Origin of the sequence: Nocardia sp. NPDC058480 (assembly GCF_042720495.1) — a bacterium.
Taxonomy (GTDB): Bacteria; Actinomycetota; Actinomycetes; order Mycobacteriales; family Mycobacteriaceae; genus Nocardia.
Genome location: NZ_JBHXMN010000008.1, coordinates 213,425 through 228,807, shown reverse-complemented (window position 1 = coordinate 228,807; position 15,383 = coordinate 213,425). Strand labels below are relative to the sequence as shown.

Below are 15,383 nucleotides of genomic sequence, written 5' to 3'. Positions count from 1 at the left end.
CTCCAGGGAAGTCGGGCTCAGCCGCGCAGGGCGGAAGCGAAGATCTGGGGCAGGCGCAGCCAGCCGGGGTCGGCGCCGAATCCGGCGAGCAACCGGCCCGTGCTCGCGGCGGTCTTGTTGCCGACGAACCACGGCGGCTTCGGCGAGATCGCGAGCTCGCCGTGCAGCAGCGACCGCGGCGCCGGACGGAACGGGCCGCGCACGACGGTGCGTTCCACCCGGTCGATCAGCCACGCGTTGTGCACGACCCCGATGCCGCTCTGCACGTCGTCGATGGTGTGGCCGGGGAAGGCGCCCCACGACGCGGTCGGCGTCAGGTAGCCGACGCCGGTCCACGCGTTGATCGCCACCGTGCCGTAGCGCAGGTCCTCGATCAGCTCGTCGAAGGTCGCACCGAGATCGGCGATCGTGCCGGGATCGGCGATGATGTTGACGCCGAGCGTGCCGACGAACGCCTCGTTCGCGGTGCGGGTCGCCGCCCTGGTGAATTCCGCGCCGGTTCCCGGCAATTCGACCACGCCCAGCACCGGCGCGAAGTACTCCTCGGCCAGCAGCGGCTCGGCCGCGGACGGCGCGACCCCGGTGACCAGCAGCCGTTCGCCGTTCGATCCGAGCCGCTCGGCCCGGGGATAGGACTCGCGGGCCCTGGCCACGCGATCGTCGCTGCCCGGGTAGTACGCGCGGCGGGCGGGTGCCTGCGCGAGCGCGTCGCGCACCGCGGCGAGGAATTGGTCCTTCTGCGCCCAGTCGGCGGAGATGATCATGGCCTGGGCGGCGACGCAGTTGTAGCCGCCGTTGTGCAGTCGCTGGGTGGCGACATGCTCGGCCTGGAAGGCGATGTCGGCCACGCTCCAGTCGCCCGGCAGCACGATCGTCGGTGACACGCCGCCGAGCTCGCTGGTGACCGGCTTGGTCAGCTTCGGTGTGCCCGCCAGTTTCCGCTCGGCCGCCTCGGCACCGACGCCCCAGACGATCGCGTCGTGGGTGCGCGCGCTGCCGGTCATGTGCACGTGGTCGACGAGGTCGTTGTCGATCAGATAGCCGCCCACCTCGGCGCCACCGGTCAGCAGCCGCACCGCGCCGAGCTCGATCAGCGGGGCCAGGATCTTGGCGAACACCGGCAGCATCGGATCGGTGATCGGGTTGAGCTTGAGCGCGACGACCCGGTTGTGCGCGATCAGCTCGTAGAGCACGTCCAGCGGAGCGATCGAGGTGATGTTGCCCGCACCGAGTACCGCGCCGATCCCCTGTGTTCGGCTCGGATCCAATTGGGCCAAACCGGCATTCGCTTTCGCGGCGGCACTGCTGACGCCGCGCTGCAACCACACCTGCGCGCTGAACCCGTTGAGCAGCAACGCGTCGAACGGGCTCGCGGGCAGCACATCCACGGTGACCCGGTCGCCCGCGATGCCGAAAGTGCCCTTGTCGAGCGGACTCTCGCCGCGTGCCAGGACATCGAGCGTCTTCGACAGCGCGCCGAGTGCTGCGGCCATCACATGCGGTCCCGAGATCCACTCCTCACCTACCAACGGCGAGGTCGACGCGAGACCCTTGATGCCGACGGCCGCGTCGACCCACTCCTGAGCATGGCGCCCGGTGAGCTCGCGCACCCGATCCAGCAGCGCACGCCTGCCGGACAACGAGGTGGCCGCCCACCTCTTCTCGCCTGCGACGAGTTCGGACAACGCGACATCAACCGCGGCACGGGCGGGCTCTGCCTTCTTGGTGACCACTTGCGATCCTCCACGACTCTGGGACGGTCCGCGGCGCGCGGCGGACGAGATGACTTGATTCTGTCGCGGCGGACCAGGCGAGCACCATGTGCGCCCGTTGCGGATCAGCCCCCCTTCCGATTGTGCTCGAGCACAACAACGGCGTGACGTGGCTCATGCCGGTTTTCGGACGATCCGGTTATCGATACCGAATATCGACCACAGTCACCAGGAGGCAGAGTGTGCTCGTGCACAACATCGAGGTGGCATGGATCACGTCGGATCCTCTAGCCTGTAGGGGTGACCGCACCACCACCGACCACCGCCGCGCCGCCCCTCGGGCTGGCCGAGCTACTGCTCGACTCGGTCGAGACGATGGCCGGGGAACTCGTTCATCGCATCGCGGGCGCGGACCGTTCCTATGCCGATCCGGGACTGCTGACGGCCGAGGAACTCCAGCAGGCGTGCCTGGCGAACCTCACCGCGATCATCAGCGCCCTGGCCGGAATCGGGCCGACGCGGCTGCACTCGGCGCGCGCGGTCGGTCGGCTCAAGGCCGAGCGCGGGGTCCCGATCGCCGCGCTGCTGCACGCCTACCGGCTCGGTGGCCGTTTGACCTGGGAGGAGCTCACAGCCCGATCCGCCGGTCCGGGCGATCCGCGACTACCCGATCTCGCCACCGACCTGTGGGAACTCATCGACACCTTCTCCGACGCGGCGGTCGAGGCCTATCGCGAGACCGAGATCATGCTCGCGCACGTCGATGCACAGGCCCAGAGCCGTTTGATCCGTACGCTTTTCGACGATCACTCCGATAATCCCGCCCACACGCTGACCGCGCTGCGCACATTGGGCCTGCCCGAGAACGGCACGTTCGCTGTCGTGGCGATCGAGACCACCGACCCCGGCGCCACCCTCCCCGGCCGTCTGATCGGCGCCTTACGAGATCTCGGCGCCGGGTCGGTGTGGGATTCACAGATCGACTCGCACACCGGGTTGCTGTCCTCGACGACAGCGGCGGCGGTCGAACGGGCGGCCGCCGCGCTGGCCGAGCTCGTCGACGGACGGATCGGCCTCAGCGCCATCTTCACCAGCCCGACCGCCATACCCGGCGCGCTGACCGAAGCCCGCCTCGCCGCTCGCAGCGCGCGCCCTGGCACGCACACCGTCGTCCGGTTCGGGAGCGAGCCCGTCGCCCACCTGCTCGTCACCGTGCCCGAGGCCAGTCGGCGCGCCGCCGCCCAGATCCTCGGGCCCGTGCTTCGACTGCGCGCGCCCGAGCGAGACGATCTGATCGCCGCGCTCGACGCGTGGTATCGATGCCGCGGGTCGACCGCCGCTGCCGCCGAGCAGCTGCATTGTCACCGCAATACGGTGCGCTATCGCCTGCGCAAGATTCGCGACCTCACCGGACGCGACACCGCCGACCCGGTGCACTCCGCGGAGCTGCATCTCGCATTGCAAGCAGTCACACTCCTCGGGCTGTAGCGCCCGAATCCGTCGGTAGCCCGCCACCGAGCGATGAGTTTCCCCGTGTGACCTCGTCTGCATCGATACACCCAGCAGACGACAAGGAGAACATGATGGCGACCACCTACACCTTCGACGTTTTTTCCAGCCTGGACGGCTACGGCAGCGTCAGCGGCGGTGATTGGGGTGGGTACTGGGGTAAGCAGGGTCCCGAACTGCTCGACCACCGCTTGGCCCTGTTCGAGGTGGAGCAGCGAATGGTCTTCGGGCCCAACACTTATCGGGAATTCGCGGAGATGGTGGCTTCGGGCGACGTGGCGGAGGTGCGCGACCCATGGGTCACGCGGATGCGGAACCTCCCGGCGACGGTGGTGTCGACCACGCTGAAGGGGCCGCTCGACTGGCCGGACGCGACCATCGCCCACGGTGACGCCGTCGATGTCGTAGCCCGGCTCAAGGAGGAGTCCCCGGTGCCGTTGCGCTCACACGGCAGCCTGTCGATGAACCGGGCGCTGATGGCCGCGGGGCTCGTCGACCGTGTCCAGGTGACACTGTTCCCGGTGATCACCGGACAGACCGGTGACGCCCCGATCTTCCGGGGTGCCGCCGATTTCGACCTCGAGTTGCTCGAGAGCCGAACGCTCGACGGCAATATCCAGGAACTCGTCTACCGGCCGACCCTGCACGGCTGAGCCCTCGTGCTCACCCCTTCCTGACCGGGGCCGGAATCTCGATCGACGGGGAGGGGGCCGGGTGCAGATCGCGTTTGTTTCGTTCTTGTCAGTCTCGCATCGCCCCGGCTCTCAGCACGTCGCCCTCGCAGCCTGGCGAGTTCGGGTCGAAGCCGTGCTCAACCAGCCAGCGGATCCCACGCAGACTTCGCAACGACCACCATGCCCGGATCACGTCGAGGTCGACATCGGTGCCGTAGCCCGCGACGACCTCACCGAGGCGCTCCTCGTGTCCGAGTGTCAACGTGGCCAGGTCGTACAGTGCATCGCCAGGTGCCGCCTCGGACCAGTCGATCACGCCCGTGATCTCGTCCCCGGCGACGAAAACATGGGCGACCTGGAGGTCGCCGTGGGTGAATACCGGTGCCCAGGGCCGCAGCGCAGCCTCGGCAATCCGGCGGTTTCGCGTAACCATGTCGGCGGAAAGAATGCCGTTGCTGATAAGCCAAGCGCACGCGACATCGAGTTCCACTGCGAGTTCGTCGAGGCTCCGGCCGCGCCACGGCGGCAGCGCCGCGCTGTGCAGCTTCCGCACCGCGGCACCCGCCGCAGCCCACGCCCCCGACGGCGAGGTCGACGGCTCGCCGAGACGGCCGAGCGCGGTCCCCGGAAGAGCGGCAAGCGCGAGCACAGGCGGTGTACGCCACAGGATCTGCGGAGTCGGGATCGGAGCCAAAGCCATCGCCTCGATCTCGATATCGGTACGCCCCTGATCAATGTCAATTTTCAAGAACACGTCGCCGACGCGCAAGGTCGCGCGCTCGTGATGGGCAACGACAACCTCGACCGGTTCCACGTCGGCCATTATTGTGACTCGTAGCCATAGTTGGCGGTGTTCTCGTACTACCAGGTGGCGCAGCAGGTGGACGCCGGGTCCAGATCGACCACACCCCAGCGGATGTGATCCTGGTCGACGACTTTCACCGGCTGCCGATCGGGCGCCCGTTTCGGCCACGATGTTGCTGCTCGCCGCGGGCGGTGACGCGCAGGTAGATCAGTGCCACCAGTGCCAGGCCAGCGCCGACGGCGTACATGGTGGTCGCGCCGTGCTCGACGGTGAAGCCGCCGAGCAGGGTGCCGGCGCCGATGCCCAGGTAGATGCAGGAGGCGTTGAGTGCCACCACCAGTCCCGTGTCCTGCGGGGCCGCGTCGATGAGGCGGTGCTGCTGGGCCGGGGTCTGGCACCAGCTGGCCGCACCCCACGCCGCGGCGAGCGCGCCGACCAGCCACGCCGCGCTCGTGTGGGTGGCCGCCAGCGCGCCCATGAGTCCCAGCGCGATCGCCATCACGAGGTAGCCGCCGGTGAGCACTCGTGTCGCGTCCCACCGGTCGGTGGCATATCCGGATGCCAGATTGCCTGCCACCGCGCCGAACCCGTACAGTGCCAGCACCCAGGCCGTCGCGGGCGCGTCGATGCCAACAGCCGCCAGCGCGGGCACGCTGTAGGCGTAGACCACATAGGCCGCGCCCATGCCCAGTACCGTCAGCGGCAACACCTTCGCCACCGATCGATTCCGCACCACTGCCAGGCGCGTGGACAGCCGCACCGGTGGATTGCCGGGCAGGAACGGCACCCAGGCCACCACCCCGGCCGCGGACAGCACGCATACGATCGCGACCGCGACCAATGCCGAGCGCCAGCCCAGCCACTGCCCGATCGCATCACCGAGCGGCACACCCAGCGCGGTCGCGATCGTCAACCCGCCCACGACCACCGCCAACGCGCGCGCCCGCGCTTCGGGCCGCACCAGGGCCGAGGCCACCGCACCGGCATTCGGGGTGAACGCGGCCGCGCCGACCGCCGCCAGCACTCGGGTGACCAGCAGCACCGCGAAGCTCGGAGCCGCCGCCGACCCCAGATTGGCCAGGCCGAGCACGACCAGCGCTGTCACCAGCAGGGCACGGCGTGGCAGTTGTGCGGTGAGCGTGGCCAGCACCGGCGACAAGAGTGCGTAGGCCGCGGCGAACACCGTCACCGCCGCACCGGCGGCCCCCGTGGACACACTCAGCTCCGCGGCCATGTCGGGCAGGAATCCCGCCAGGATGAACGCATCGGTACCGACGGCGAAGGTGCCCAGCGCCAGAATCAACGTGCGCCGCAACCCATTCGGCGACCCGACCAGCTGGGGCGAGATCCCTTCCGGACGATCTTTAATCGGGACATTCATTATCCCTATTCTCCTTCCAAGAAACCCGGCCCGAAGGCCGGGTGGTTTTCGCGGGCGAGGTGCCCGCTGCTAGGCGGTAGGGCTCTCGTAGAAGCGGCGCGCCCGTGCCGCCGCGTTGACTGGAGCGTCGGCGATCAGATCGGCGATGGTCTGATTCGCCAACTCGCGCCGCCACGCCAACTCCGCGCGCCGCATTGCCGTGGCGATACCACACGGCTCGGCGAACTCCGACCTCGCCGCCGCCGCACCGGCGCCGCGGCGGCGGATCTCGGTGCACCGGAACGCGTCTGTCCTGCCCTCGACCGCGCCGACGACATCCATCAACGTGATGCGCTCCGGCATCCGCGCCAACCGGTACCCCCCACGTGATCCCGGAGCGGATTCGAGAATCCCCTCGCGCACCAGCGGCTGCAGCCGCTTCTTCAGATACTCCGGTGGCAACTCGAACATCTCCGCCAGCCTGGCCGTCGAGATCGGCGCCCGGTCATCGAGCCACGCCAGCACCATGCAGCAGTGCAAGCCCCACTCGACTCCCTCGCTCATCAACATGAACAGGGATACTACATATCCCGAATAATGCCGGATAGGGGTAGCCGTACGAATCGTGTCACCTGGTACATGAGCGCTGATGAGCTCGAGCAGCCGGACTGTTTCGGGGTGAAACGAATCCGCATGTTAGGAGCGCCGCACCCTCGAAGGCCACGAATCCGCCCGCCGGCGCGGCAAAACCATCGGCGGCGCCGCCGTGGTCGATGACGCCATGCTCTCCATGGCGCTGCACCTGCGCAGCAACAACCACAGCCTGCGCGACATCGCCGCCCGCTTGGTTATCACCAAGGGCAAGAAGAAAGGCCAGCACCCCTCACCGGCCACCGTCCTACGGCTGCTGCGCGAGCACGATCGGACCAGCGCACCGATTGGTTGATCACCTCCGAGTCGACACGGGATTCCGGCACTTCCCGTGCTGGCCCTTCCACACGAGGCGGGTTGTGCCTGCAATGATCGTTTGTCGACAACCGCCCAGGTCGTGACAGACTGTGCCCCCGTGGATACCGAGAACAGCATCCAAAGGATCGAAACGCACCGGTGGCGGATCGACTCCCGCGAGTACGCTCGCCACGAAGCACGCCGCGGGCGACGGTTCGCCTTTCCCGAACTCGACCCCTGCCGTACAGCGCTGGTGGTGATCGACATGGTGCCGTTCCATGTAGCGGACAGCGCCTACTGCCGCGCGATCGTGCCCAATCTCAACCTCATGGCCGAAGCCCTGCGCACCGCGGGTGGAGTGGTGGCCTGGGTTACACCCGCATTCACCACACCGACCCCTCGCGAGATCGAGTTCTTCGGCCCGCGGATTGCTGAGATCTACAGCAGTACAGGCGGTTCTGGTCCGGTTCACACGCGTATGTGGCCGGCGATGAGCACCCACAGCACCGATTTGTTCGTGGAGAAGTCGGCCTTCAGCGCCTTCTTTCCCGATCGGTGTGTGCTGCCGGATCTGCTCGTCCAGCGAGACATCGACACCGTACTGATCACCGGAACCGTCACCAACGTGTGCTGTGAGTCATCGGCGCGCGACGCCGCCACCCTCGGGTTCCGGGTCATCCTGGTCGCCGACGCCAATGCCGCCCGCCGCGACCAGGACCACAACGCCGCCCTACACACCATCTACCGCTCATTCGGTGACGTGCGGCCCACCGCGGACGTGCTCGAAATGCTCTCCACCACGACCTGACGGCTCTGCCACCAGCCCAAAGGCACCTATTCGCAGTGCAGTTAGGTTCGTTTCATGACCGCAACCGACAAGGTCCCACATGGCGTTGATGCTGATGGCTGATGTCGAACAAGTCCTGACCGAATCGGCACGAGTGCTGAAACCCGCTGGCGCGCTTGCTATCTCTGTCGGTCTGCGACCCGCGCCAGCAAGTGGACGCGGGTTGTTCCTGAAGCTGGCCCAACCGATCTTTGCCGCCGCCCAGCAGCAGGGGGCGATGCCCTCACTCGGCGACCGCTCGCACCATCAGATGGCGTGCCGATGACGAGGACCATCACGACGTGACGTGACGTCGACCAGGACCTTGCCGACCGCGCCGCCTTCGACCGCTCGGTGGGCATCCGCGGTGCGGTGAAGGGGAAAACGGACCAGGGGCAGGCCGTGCTCCTCGCCGACCGGCAGGGCGCCGTCACCGACAGCGGCGGCGACGTCTGCGACGGCCGCGGCGCGGACGTCAGGACCGGCGGTGTAGAGCACTATGAACTGCATGCGGGTGTTGCGCACCATGTGTTGCCCCACGTTCAATTCGACCGGATGACCGCCGTCGTTGGCGTAGGTCGAGATGGTGCCGGCAGGCCGCAGCACGGCCAGGTCCAGGGCGAGGTTCGCGCCGAGCGCCACCTCGGCGATGATGTCCACGCCGTCAGCAGCGATCGCGCGGATCTCGGCGCCAGGGTCGCCCTCGCGGTAGTTGACCACATGGTGGGCGCCGGCGGCGGTGGCGAGCCGCGCCTTCTCGGGGTTGCTGACCGTGGTGATCACGGTGGCACCAGCCCAGCGGGCGAGCTGGATCACCGCGTGCCCGACCGCCCCCGCCCCGCCGGCAGCGAGTACCACTTTGTCCGCCAGCGCACCGGGCCGCAGCCGGCGCGGCCCGTCTTCGGCGACGGTAAGTGCGCGGTGCGCGGTCAGTGCGGGAACACCGAGGGCGGCGCCAACGTCGAAACCGGCCTCGTCCGGCAGTGGCACGGCTTGCCCGGCCGGTACGACGGTGAACTCCGCGGCGGTGCCGGTGGGCCGTCCCGCGGCGGCCATGAACAGCCACACCCGCTGGCCGACCCGACGCTGATCGATTCCCGCGCCGACGGCGTCGATCACACCGGCGCCGTCCAGGTGCGGCGTGATCTCTGAGAACGCCATGGCCTGGCCGGCGCGGGCCTGCCAGTCGGTGGGGTTGACCCCGGACACGGCCACCCGGACGCGGACCTCGCCGGGGGCGGGCACGGGCGGTTTTCGGTCGACCAGTTGGAGTACGTCGGGACGGCCGTTGTCGCGGTAGACGACGGCCTTCACGACGCCGCGCCGATCGCGACGTTGCTGGTGCGGGACTCGACGGCGTCGAGAGTGGTCAGTGTGTGCGCGTCGAAGGTGATCTCGCCGACCGCGATATTGGCCGCCAGGTGGGTGGGGTCAACGGTGCCGGGGATGAGCAGAATATTCGGTGCGTGGTGCAGCAGCCAGGCCAGGCCGATCTGGGACGTGGTCACGTTCAGGGACTCGGCCACTGCGTGCACGGCCGACTCGTCGGTGACGTTGGGCAGGCTCGGGAATCCTCCGCCGAGCGGGAAGAACGGTACCCACGCGATGCCCTCGGCTGTGCATAGCCGCAGCGTGTCCTCATCGTCACGGGAGACGAGGCTGTAGGCGTTCTGCACGCAGACGATGTCGGCCGCCAGGGCGCGGCGCAGCACATCGAGGGTGACGCTGCTCAAGCCGATTGCGCCGATCTTGCCCTCGTCACGCAGGGCGGTCATGGTCGCCAGCTGGTCGTCGAGGTCGACCACCTGGTTGCCCTCCGGACGCAGTCCGGGGCCGGTATCCAGGCGTCGCAGATTGACAACGGGGAGTTGTTCGACGCCGAGGCTGCGCAGGTTGTCCTCGACGCTGGCCCGCAGCTGTTCGGGCCGCTGTGCGATCCGCAGCGGCACAGGCCCGCCCGGGTTGGCGTCGGCGCCGACCTTGGTGACGACCAGCACGTCGTCCCCGGTGCGCAGGGCCTGGCGGATCACCGCGTTGGCGAAGCCGAAGCCGTAGAACTCGGCGGTGTCGATGTGGTTGACGCCGAGCTCGACGGCACGTCGGAGCAGGGCGACGGCCTCGTCATGGCGGTCGTGTAGCCGGGGGAGTTGGGCCGCGCCGTAGCCGATCCGGGATACGGAGCGACCGGCGATGGAAGCGGTGGAGGTGTTGATGACGAGTCTCCTCGGTCGGTGGTGGTGCGATGCCATCACCCTATAGACTTGTGATGACAGATTTCAATAGTTGTCAGTCAGATGCCAGGGTTTGACCGCTGACTCGGTGGCGACATAGGTTCGCGTGGCCGATGACGTGACCAACAGGCAAGGAGGCTCGATGCGCGGGGAACCGCTCGACGCGGAGACGATCGTGTCGGCCACCGAGGAGATGCTGCGCCGACACGGTCCAGACAAGACCACGGTGCTCGACGTCGCACGGCAGCTGGGCGTAAGCCACGGCAGCGTGTACCGGCACTTCGCGTCCAAGGCCGCGCTCCGCGAGGCCGTGATCAGGCGCTGGCTCGACCAGGTGCGCAACGAACTCGCTACCGTGGCGCAGAACTCCGAACTACCCCCGGCCGAGCGGTTGCGAGCATTGCTCGTCACCATGTTCGCCATCAAATGGACGAAAGCCGGGGCGGACCCGGAGCTGTTCGCCACCTTCCGGGTGCTGGCGGCCGAGCACAGCGCCGTTTCTTCCGACCATGTCGGCTTCCTGGTCGCCCAACTGCGGGACATCATCATCGACGGTGTCGCCGCCGGCGACTTCGTTGCGGGCGAGCCGGAAGTGATTGCACGGGCCGTGCTGAACGCGACGAGCCGCTTCCATGACCCGACACACGCCGCGGAATGGCACTTCCCCGAGACCGAAGCGGACTCCACGGCGGTCGTCTCGCTCATCCTCGACGGCCTCCGGGCCCGGTGACGTCCTCGGCGTGACGCCGGGTCGAGCAAAGGGAGGATGAGCCGGCAACCGCGAGTACATCTTCTGCAGTCCGATTGGGGAGTGGCCGAGCAGGAGCGGGAGCCGTGTGAGAATTCGGCCATGACCATCAAGTTCGATGCGCTCGATGCCGCGTTGCTCGCTGAACTGGCCAGTGACCCGCGGCGGCCGATTCTCGAGCTGGCGCAGCGGCTCGGGGTTGCCCGCAATACCGTGCAGGCGCGGATGCGGCGGCTCGAGTCCTCGGGCGCGGTGCGGGGTTATCCGCCCGATATCGATGTGCAGGCGATCGGGTTCGCGGTGCACGCGTTCCTCGGCATCGAACTCGATCAGAACAAGATGGATCCGATCATCGAGACGCTGCGTGGGTTCCCGCACGTGCTCGAGGTGCACGCCACCACCGGACGCGCCGACCTGCTGGTCCGCATCGCCGCCCGATCCCAGCAGGATCTGCTCGAGATCATCCAGCGGGTTCACGCCATCGAAGGCGTGAAACACACCGAGACGATGCTCGCGCTGGCCACCCCGATCGGGTATCGGAGCCTGCCGCTGGTCGAGCATCTGACCAGCACTGGCGATGTGACCTAGGTCTCCGCGCCTCGAGCAGATTGACGCAATCCACTCAGTGGTCTAGATCACTTTTGAGCAGTCTGATCAACTTTTCGGCTGACTGTTGACACAGATCACCCCTCCCCGGCACATTTCGCGGCACCGATAGCAAGTTCCTTCGCGCAGTGAGGTGACCATGACCAGCGTCGTCTGTTCCACCGCCCGACCGCTGGCCGACCCGGCCGCTCCCTACGACCTCGCCGATCGCTACCGCTCCGGCGCGGGCCCGGTGCTGCTGACCGGGGTCCAGGCCATCGCCCGGCTGCTGGTCGAACAGCACGTGCGCGATATCCGCGCCGGTCGCCGCGTCGCGACGTTCGTCTCCGGCTACCAGGGCAGCCCGCTGGGCGGGGTGGACAAGATGCTGCTCGGCATGTCGGAGGTGCTCACCGAGCACGACATCACCTTCGTGCCCGGATTCAACGAGGAGCTGGCCGCCACCTCGGTCTGGGGCAGCCAGGCCGACCTGCCCGCCGGGCAGGCGACCCACGACGGCGTGGTCGGTGTCTGGTACGGCAAGGGTCCCGGCGTCGACCGCGCGACCGACGCCATCCGGCACGCCAACATGTACGGCGTGAACCCGCGTGGCGGCGTCCTGCTGCTGGTGGGCGATGATCCGGCCTCGAAATCGTCGACGGTGCCCGCGGTGAGCGAACGTTCGCTGGCCGCCATGGGCGTGCCGGTGCTGTTCCCGCGCAATGCCGAGGAGATCATCACCCTCGGTATGCAGGGCATCGCGATGTCGCGGGCCTCGGGCTGTGTGGTGGCGTTGAAGATCGTCGCCGATGTCGCCGACGGGGCATGGACGGTCGACGCCGCGGTCGCGGAACTCGCCGTGACCGTTCCCGAAATCCCGTGGGAGGGAACGCCTTTCGTCTACCGGCAGCGGCCGATGGCGGCACCGACCGACAGCGTGCTCGCCGAGGCCGACCTGTACGGGCCGCGCTGGGCGACGGTGCACGCCTACGGCGCGGCCAACGCCCTCGACGTGATCGAGGTGGACCCGGCCGAGGCGAAGGTGGGGATCGCGGCCACCGGCACCACCTTCGACGCCGTCCGGCAAGCACTGCTCGACCTCGGTGTCGACGAGGCGACCATGCACCGGGCCGGAATCCGTTTGCTGCGCATCGGTATGCCGTATCCGCTCGGCGCGACCGCGCTCACCGAGTTCGCCCGCGGGCTCGAGCAGTTGATCGTCGTCGAGGACAAGACCGCGTTCATCGAAACCCAGGTCCGCGAGATCCTCTACGGCACCCCGGACGCGCCGCGCGTGCTCGGCAAGCAGGACGAGCGCGGCGCGCGGCTGATGCCGGTCGACGGCGAACTCACCGCCGGACGCCTGCTGGCCCCACTGCGCCGGGTGCTGCGCGGGAAGGTGGAGCTGAAACGGGCAGCGCCACCGGCACTTGCGCTGGAAGTCCTCGCCGCCAAGCGGACGCCCTACTTCTGCAGCGGCTGCCCGCACAACCGCTCCACCGCGCTGCCCGACGGCTCGATCGGCGGCGGCGGCATCGGCTGCCACACCCTGGTCACCATGTCCGGGCGCACCGACAGCGCGGTCACCGGGCTCACCCAGATGGGCGGTGAGGGCAGCCAGTGGATCGGGCAGGCACCGTTCACCGATGTACCGCACCTGTTCCAGAACATCGGCGACGGCACCTTCTTCCATTCCGGGCAGCTGGCCATCCAGGCCTGTGTCGCGGCCGGGGTGAATATCACTTACAAGCTGCTCTGGAACGAGGTCGTCGCGATGACCGGTGCCCAGGATGTGGAGGGCGGGCTCACCGTCGCGCAGCTCACCCACAAGCTCACCACCGAAGGCGTGCGGCAGATCATCATCTGCGCCGACGAACCGAAACGCCACACCAAGCGCGCGCTGGCCAAGGGCACTCTGCTGTGGCACCGCGACCGGCTCGACGAGGCACAGCGGCTGCTGCGCGAGGTCGAGGGCGTCACCGTGCTGATCTACGACCAGCACTGCGCCGCCGACGCGCGCAGGCAGCGCAAGCGCGGCACACTGCCGGTCCGCAATACCCGGGTCGTGATCAACGAGGCCGTCTGTGAGGGCTGCGGTGATTGCGGCGCCAAGTCGAATTGCCTGTCGGTGCAGCCGGTCGAGACCGAGTTCGGGCGCAAGACCCGTATCGATCAGACCTCGTGCAATACCGATTACAGCTGCTTGGACGGCGACTGCCCGTCCTTCGTGACGGTGGAGGTGGATCCGGACAATAGCAAGGCGCAGCGGCGCACAGCTGTCGTGCCGCCCGGCGTGCCCGATCCGGGTGTGGACGCACCACTGCGCACCCAGAACGTGCTGATCGCCGGGATCGGTGGCACCGGCATCGTGACGGTGAACCAGGTGCTGGCCACCGCCGCGCTGCGCGCCGGGTACGAGGTCGAGAGCCTGGACCAGATCGGCCTGAGTCAGAAGGCCGGCCCTGTGCTGTCGCACCTGCGGTTCTCCGCAACGGAATTGGAGCCTGCCAATCGGCTCACCCCGGGCAGTGCGGACTGCCTGCTCGCCGTCGATCTCCTGACCGCAACCGATCCCAAATACCTGCAGTACGGCGATGCGGCGAGCACCGTGGCCGTGGCGTCGACGAGTCAGACCCCGACCGGCGACATGGTCTTCGACAAGTCGGTGGACTACCCCGCGACGGACACGCTGCTGGATCGGCTTGCCACGGTGACGAATTCGATCAGTCACTTCGACGCGCTCGCGGCGGCGCTGACACTGTTCGGGAACACGGCGGCGGCCAACTTCCTGATCGTAGGCGCGGCCGTACAGAACGGCGGGCTGCGCCTACCGGCCGCGGCGATCGAGGAGGCCATCGGGATCAACGGTGTCGCGGTGGATGCCACCATCGCGGCCTTCCGCTGGGGTCGGGTCGCCGTCGCCGATCCGGCGGCCTTCGCCGCGGCGGTCGATGAGGGGCAGCCGCGGCGTACTGCACCGGTTGCGCCCGCGGAGTTGCTGGCGCACACCGGTTTCGATGGTGAGGTGCGTCGGCTCGTGGAACTGCGAGCGGCTCAGCTGATCGGCTACCAGAACGTGAAGGTGGCACGTCGCTATATCGAGACGGTCGAATCCGTCTGGGCGGCAGAACGTTCCGTCACCGAGCGCACTGATTTCAGCGAGGCGGTCGCGCGCGGACTGTTCAAGTTCACGGCCTACAAGGACGAGTACGAGGTGGCCCGGCTACTCGTGGATCCGGACTTCCTCGCCGACGTGCAAGCCCAGGTGCCAGGCGGTGAGAAGCTCACCTACAAGCTGCATCCGCCGGTGCTGCGCGCGATGGGCCGGGACAAGAAGATCGGGCTCAGGCCGAAATCGCATGTCGCGCTGAAGGTTCTAGCCAAGGGCAAATTCCTGCGCGGCACCAAGCTCGACCCCTTCGGCTACGCCCACGTCCGCAAGGTCGAGCGCGAACTGCTGGCCCACTACACCGAACTCGTGCGCCGACTGGCCGACGATCTGACCGCCGAGAACTACGAAACAGCCACCGAGGCAGCCGCACTGACCGATGTGGTACGCGGCTACGAGGACATCAAACTCGGCAATGTCGAGTTGTACCGCGCCCGGCTGCGCGAGCTCGGTATCGATTACTGACCGTCACCCCGCCTGGTGCCCGACTGTGCGTCAGCGGCCCAACAAGCCTGTGCGCCTCGAGGCCGCGGTGCCCCACACCGCCGAATCTCGGCCGCGCCCTGGAGATTCAAACATCATCGCACTGTGCGACGCCACAGCACAAGAACACCGCCGCACCCCGCGGCACAACACCGCCGCGCATCCGCGGCACACCAACACCGCCGCATCCGGGCACAACCCTGGTGCGCGGAAACCGGAAAGGAATCGACAGTGACCGTTGTGCACACCGAGGCAGGAGTCTTCGGCCGATCGCACGAGTTGAGCGCCCGCGCCCACGAGCAAGTGGTGTTCTGCGAGGACGACATGTTCGGC

14 protein-coding genes are annotated in these 15,383 nt (G+C 68.0%); 8 read left to right on the top strand and 6 right to left on the bottom strand.

Features of this window, described 5'->3' with window-relative positions:
- Positions 1-17 precede the first annotated feature (17 nt).
- A complete protein-coding gene (locus ACFWO8_RS20815; protein ID WP_378953409.1) occupies positions 18-1,733 on the bottom strand; it encodes an aldehyde dehydrogenase family protein in 1,716 nt (571 codons plus the stop codon).
- A 279-nt stretch (positions 1,734-2,012) separates the two neighbouring features.
- Here ACFWO8_RS20815 and ACFWO8_RS20810 point away from each other — a divergent pair, with 279 nt between their 5' ends.
- Together ACFWO8_RS20810 and ACFWO8_RS20805 are read left to right on the top strand one after the other, a co-directional pair.
- Entirely contained in the window at positions 2,013-3,200 is a 1,188-nt protein-coding gene (locus ACFWO8_RS20810; RefSeq protein ID WP_378953407.1) for a PucR family transcriptional regulator, read from the top strand.
- Positions 3,201-3,295: 95 nt separating this feature from the next.
- Positions 3,296-3,874: a dihydrofolate reductase family protein gene (locus ACFWO8_RS20805; protein WP_378953405.1), complete on the top strand. Its 579-nt coding sequence runs from the start codon at positions 3,296-3,298 to the stop codon at positions 3,872-3,874.
- Positions 3,875-3,962: 88 nt separating this feature from the next.
- Here the strand turns inward: ACFWO8_RS20805 and ACFWO8_RS20800 are convergent, their stop codons facing one another.
- The 3 genes from ACFWO8_RS20800 to ACFWO8_RS20790 all read right to left on the bottom strand — a co-directional run bounded on the left by ACFWO8_RS20800 (position 3,963) and on the right by ACFWO8_RS20790 (position 6,624).
- Complete coding sequence (locus ACFWO8_RS20800) at positions 3,963-4,718, bottom strand: phosphotransferase family protein (protein ID WP_378953403.1); 756 nt, start codon at positions 4,716-4,718, stop codon at positions 3,963-3,965.
- Positions 4,719-4,833: 115 nt separating this feature from the next.
- Positions 4,834-6,081, bottom strand: a complete 1,248-nt coding sequence (locus ACFWO8_RS20795) for an MFS transporter (RefSeq protein ID WP_378953401.1) — start codon at positions 6,079-6,081, stop codon at positions 4,834-4,836.
- Between the two features lie 69 nt (positions 6,082-6,150).
- A complete protein-coding gene (locus ACFWO8_RS20790; RefSeq protein ID WP_378953399.1) occupies positions 6,151-6,624 on the bottom strand; it encodes an RrF2 family transcriptional regulator in 474 nt (157 codons plus the stop codon).
- Positions 6,625-6,826: 202 nt separating this feature from the next.
- Here ACFWO8_RS20790 and ACFWO8_RS20785 point away from each other — a divergent pair, with 202 nt between their 5' ends.
- From ACFWO8_RS20785 to ACFWO8_RS20775, 3 genes are all read left to right on the top strand, one after another.
- Positions 6,827-7,006 (top strand): hypothetical protein, encoded by a 180-nt coding sequence (locus ACFWO8_RS20785; protein WP_378953397.1) that lies wholly within the window; start codon positions 6,827-6,829, stop codon positions 7,004-7,006.
- 120 nt (positions 7,007-7,126) lie between these two features.
- Positions 7,127-7,816 carry an isochorismatase family protein gene (locus ACFWO8_RS20780; RefSeq protein ID WP_378953395.1) on the top strand — a complete coding sequence of 230 codons (690 nt, stop codon included), beginning with the start codon at positions 7,127-7,129 and terminating at the stop codon, positions 7,814-7,816.
- A 79-nt stretch (positions 7,817-7,895) separates the two neighbouring features.
- Positions 7,896-8,120, top strand: a complete 225-nt coding sequence (locus ACFWO8_RS20775; RefSeq protein WP_378953393.1) for a hypothetical protein — start codon at positions 7,896-7,898, stop codon at positions 8,118-8,120.
- Here the strand turns inward: ACFWO8_RS20775 and ACFWO8_RS20770 are convergent.
- Both ACFWO8_RS20770 and ACFWO8_RS20765 read right to left on the bottom strand, forming a co-directional pair.
- Positions 8,102-9,148: an NADPH:quinone reductase gene (locus ACFWO8_RS20770; RefSeq protein ID WP_378953391.1), complete on the bottom strand. Its 1,047-nt coding sequence runs from the start codon at positions 9,146-9,148 to the stop codon at positions 8,102-8,104. The genes ACFWO8_RS20775 and ACFWO8_RS20770 overlap by 19 nt on opposite strands.
- Complete coding sequence (locus ACFWO8_RS20765) at positions 9,145-10,083, bottom strand: aldo/keto reductase (RefSeq protein ID WP_378953389.1); 939 nt, start codon at positions 10,081-10,083, stop codon at positions 9,145-9,147. The genes ACFWO8_RS20770 and ACFWO8_RS20765 overlap by 4 nt, the downstream gene beginning before the upstream one ends.
- A gap of 124 nt (positions 10,084-10,207) precedes the next feature.
- On the opposite strand from ACFWO8_RS20765, the gene ACFWO8_RS20760 reads away from it, so the two are divergent.
- From ACFWO8_RS20760 to ACFWO8_RS20750, 3 genes are all read left to right on the top strand, one after another.
- The gene (locus tag ACFWO8_RS20760) at positions 10,208-10,795 is read left to right on the top strand and encodes a TetR family transcriptional regulator (protein WP_378953387.1); all 588 of its coding nucleotides are present in this window, start codon (positions 10,208-10,210) and stop codon (positions 10,793-10,795) included.
- Between the two features lie 120 nt (positions 10,796-10,915).
- Entirely contained in the window at positions 10,916-11,401 is a 486-nt protein-coding gene (locus ACFWO8_RS20755) for an Lrp/AsnC family transcriptional regulator (RefSeq protein ID WP_378953385.1), read from the top strand.
- Between the two features lie 157 nt (positions 11,402-11,558).
- Positions 11,559-15,032 carry an indolepyruvate ferredoxin oxidoreductase family protein gene (locus ACFWO8_RS20750; RefSeq protein WP_378953383.1) on the top strand — a complete coding sequence of 1,158 codons (3,474 nt, stop codon included), beginning with the start codon at positions 11,559-11,561 and terminating at the stop codon, positions 15,030-15,032.
- The last annotated feature ends 351 nt before the right edge of the window (positions 15,033-15,383 follow it).

Coding starts and splice junctions, on each gene's coding strand:
- ACFWO8_RS20760 (WP_378953387.1), top strand. CDS start 10,208: ATGCGCGGGGAACCGCTCGACGCGGAGACGATCGTGTCGGCCACCGAG.
- ACFWO8_RS20795 (WP_378953401.1), bottom strand. CDS start 6,081: ATGAATGTCCCGATTAAAGATCGTCCGGAAGGGATCTCGCCCCAGCTG.
- ACFWO8_RS20765 (WP_378953389.1), bottom strand. CDS start 10,083: ATGGCATCGCACCACCACCGACCGAGGAGACTCGTCATCAACACCTCC.
- ACFWO8_RS20805 (WP_378953405.1), top strand. CDS start 3,296: ATGGCGACCACCTACACCTTCGACGTTTTTTCCAGCCTGGACGGCTAC.
- ACFWO8_RS20800 (WP_378953403.1), bottom strand. CDS start 4,718: ATGGCCGACGTGGAACCGGTCGAGGTTGTCGTTGCCCATCACGAGCGC.
- ACFWO8_RS20775 (WP_378953393.1), top strand. CDS start 7,896: ATGGCGTTGATGCTGATGGCTGATGTCGAACAAGTCCTGACCGAATCG.
- ACFWO8_RS20790 (WP_378953399.1), bottom strand. CDS start 6,624: ATGAGCGAGGGAGTCGAGTGGGGCTTGCACTGCTGCATGGTGCTGGCG.
- ACFWO8_RS20750 (WP_378953383.1), top strand. CDS start 11,559: ATGACCAGCGTCGTCTGTTCCACCGCCCGACCGCTGGCCGACCCGGCC.
- ACFWO8_RS20755 (WP_378953385.1), top strand. CDS start 10,916: ATGACCATCAAGTTCGATGCGCTCGATGCCGCGTTGCTCGCTGAACTG.